Source organism: Oleiphilus sp. HI0123 (assembly GCF_001635315.1).
Genome location: NZ_LWGE01001751.1, coordinates 1 through 2,544 on the forward strand (window position 1 = coordinate 1; position 2,544 = coordinate 2,544).

Genomic DNA, 2,544 nt, shown 5'->3' on the forward strand with positions numbered 1-2,544 from the left:
GGAACTGATACTGTTGAGGCAGGCGCTTCGAGTGAATCAGATGAATCTTCAGATCAATCACCTGAGGCCTAACTGGAAATATAATGGTAGATGAAGCAACAGAGCTCGCAAAGCTAAGGGCTCAGATTGATGAGATTGATCAAAATATTCAGTCTTTGATCAACCAGCGCGCAGCTTGTGCTCAGCGTGTTGCTGAGGTGAAGCAGGCTGCTGCCGGTAATGAGCTTGTGCAGTATTATCGCCCTGAGCGAGAGGCTCAGGTCCTGCGGGCCGTAATGGAACGCAATACGGGGCCTATGCCAGATGAAGATGTTGCTAAGCTCTTCAGAGAGATAATGTCCTGTTGTCTAGCCCTTGAAAAACCAATGAAGGTAGCTTTTTTAGGGCCGGAAGGTACTTATACGCATGCAGCGGCCCTAAAACATTTTGGACACTTTGTTCATGCTCAGCCTATGAGTGCAATTGATGAAGTGTTTCGAGAGGTGGAGTCTGGCCAGGCAAACTATGGCGTTGTACCAGTTGAGAACTCAACGGAAGGCGTTGTTAATCATACTTTGGATAGTTTCGTAAATTCACCTTTATTCATTGCTGGTGAAGTGAAGTTAAGAATTCATCACCACTTGCTATCGAATGATGAAATCAAACCCTCTGATATCAAACGAGTCTATTCCCATCAGCAATCTTTGGCGCAGTGCCGGAAATGGTTGGATGCGAATTGCCCTCAAGTTGAGCGTGTTGCTGTTAGTAGTAATGCCGAGGCTGCAAAGCTCAGCATGAAAGAAGAAGGGGCTGTTGCGATCGCTGGTGACATGGCAGCCGAGCAGTATAGCTTACTCAAACTTGTCGAGAATATTGAAGATCAGCCTGATAATACGACCCGCTTCTTGATTATCGGTAGCGATGTTGTTCCTGCTAGCGGTCAAGATAAGACCTCTATTATGGTGTCGGCCAAGAACAAACCAGGGGCACTATATCACGTCCTTGAGCCTTTCCATCAAAATGATATTAGCCTTACCCGCCTGGAAACTCGGCCTTCGAATTCCGGTACTTGGGCCTATGTGTTCTTTATTGATTTCGAAGGTCATATCGATGACGAAGGCGTGCAGAAAGTTGTTCAGCAGGTTTCTCCTGATGCGGTAGAAATTAAACATCTCGGTTCTTATCCGGTGGGTGTGCTCTAGTGAAAAAATCTGACCAGCTTTCAGGTTTGGCTGTAGCGCCTGTCCAGGCTTTGCATCCTTATCAACCCGGAAAACCCATTGACGAGCTAGAACGAGAGTTGGGTATTAGCGATATTGTAAAGCTGGCAAGTAATGAAAATCCTCTGGGTATGAGTGAATTGGCAAAACAAGCCATTTCAGCTGAGCTCGCTGAGGGAAGTCGTTACCCTGATGGCAATGGCTATAAACTAAAGTATGCCTTAAAAGAGTATCTGTCATTTCAAGGGCATGACATCAGCCTTGAGAGCATGACGCTTGGCAACGGCTCAAATGACTTGTTGGATATTATTACTCGTTGTTTTTCTGATCGAGATTCTGAAGTAATTTTCTCTGAATATGCCTTCGCAGTTTATGCGATATCCTGTCAGGCTGTAGGTGCTAAAGCTGTTGTAGCTCCCTCAAAAGATTGGGGTCATGACCTTGATGCAATGTATGAGCGAATTTCTGAGAAAACCAAACTAATATTTATTGCTAACCCGAATAACCCAACGGGGACATCGATCAATAAAGATCTTTTGCTTGAGTTTCTAGCCAAGGTGCCGGAACGAGTGATTGTTGTTTTGGATGAAGCTTATTGTGAATACATTTCCGATGAAGACTTTCCGGATGGTATCGGTCTTGTCGAAAAGCACACAAATCTGATTGTTACTAGAACCTTTTCCAAAGCTTGGGGGTTGGCTTCTTTGCGTGTGGGCTATGCTGTCTCTCATCCGGGTATCGCGAATATCCTTAATCGTGTACGGCACCCGTTTAATGTCAATTCTTTAGCATTAGCCGCAGCAGCTGCTGTTTTAAGAGATGATGCCTACCTAAAGGCTAGTGTTGAGTGTAATGCTCAAGGGATGTGTCAGATGGCGCTTGCTCTTGAGCATCTCGGGCTAGAATTTATTCCGTCAAAAGGTAACTTTATTACCTTTGATACGGGTGTTGATGCTATGGAAATTTATCAGCGCTTGTTGAAGCTTGGTGTGATTGTGCGCCCTGTAGCGAATTACGGTATGAACTCGTTCCTTCGTGTATCTATTGGTTTGGAGCAGGAGAATTCAAAGTTTATTAAAGCACTCGACTCTTTACGAGAGGAAGGATGCTTGTGAGCTCGCGCATTGCAAGGTTGGCTGTAATTGGTGTTGGGTTGATTGGTGGCTCCTTGGCTAAGGCCGCGAGAACTGAAGGTTTTGCAGCACACACTTGCGGTTACTCCTTAAATCATAGTGAGGCTAAGCTTGGTGTTGAGTTAGGAGTTATCGATGAGGCTGCTGAATCTATCGCTGCGGCAGTGAAAGGTGCTGACTTGGTTGTGCTGGCGGTTCCTGTAAAGGCATTT

At 45.5% G+C, this 2,544-nt stretch carries 3 protein-coding genes; all 3 read left to right on the plus strand.

Translation table 11 applies throughout. The features are described 5' to 3' along the window. Positions 1-83 precede the first annotated feature (83 nt). Entirely contained in the window at positions 84-1,181 is a 1,098-nt protein-coding gene (gene pheA, locus A3761_RS23650; protein ID WP_068515499.1) for a prephenate dehydratase, read from the plus strand. Next, on the plus strand, positions 1,181-2,314 hold the full coding sequence (gene hisC, locus A3761_RS23655) for a histidinol-phosphate transaminase (protein ID WP_231872046.1): 1,134 nt from the start codon (positions 1,181-1,183) through the stop codon (positions 2,312-2,314). Before pheA ends, hisC begins: the two co-directional genes overlap by 1 nt. Beyond that, on the plus strand, positions 2,311-2,544 hold a 234-nt coding region (locus A3761_RS23660; RefSeq protein WP_231881299.1), incomplete at its 3' end, for a prephenate dehydrogenase/arogenate dehydrogenase family protein. The genes hisC and A3761_RS23660, both read left to right, overlap by 4 nt.

Coding starts and splice junctions, on each gene's coding strand:
- pheA (WP_068515499.1), top strand. CDS start 84: ATGGTAGATGAAGCAACAGAGCTCGCAAAGCTAAGGGCTCAGATTGAT.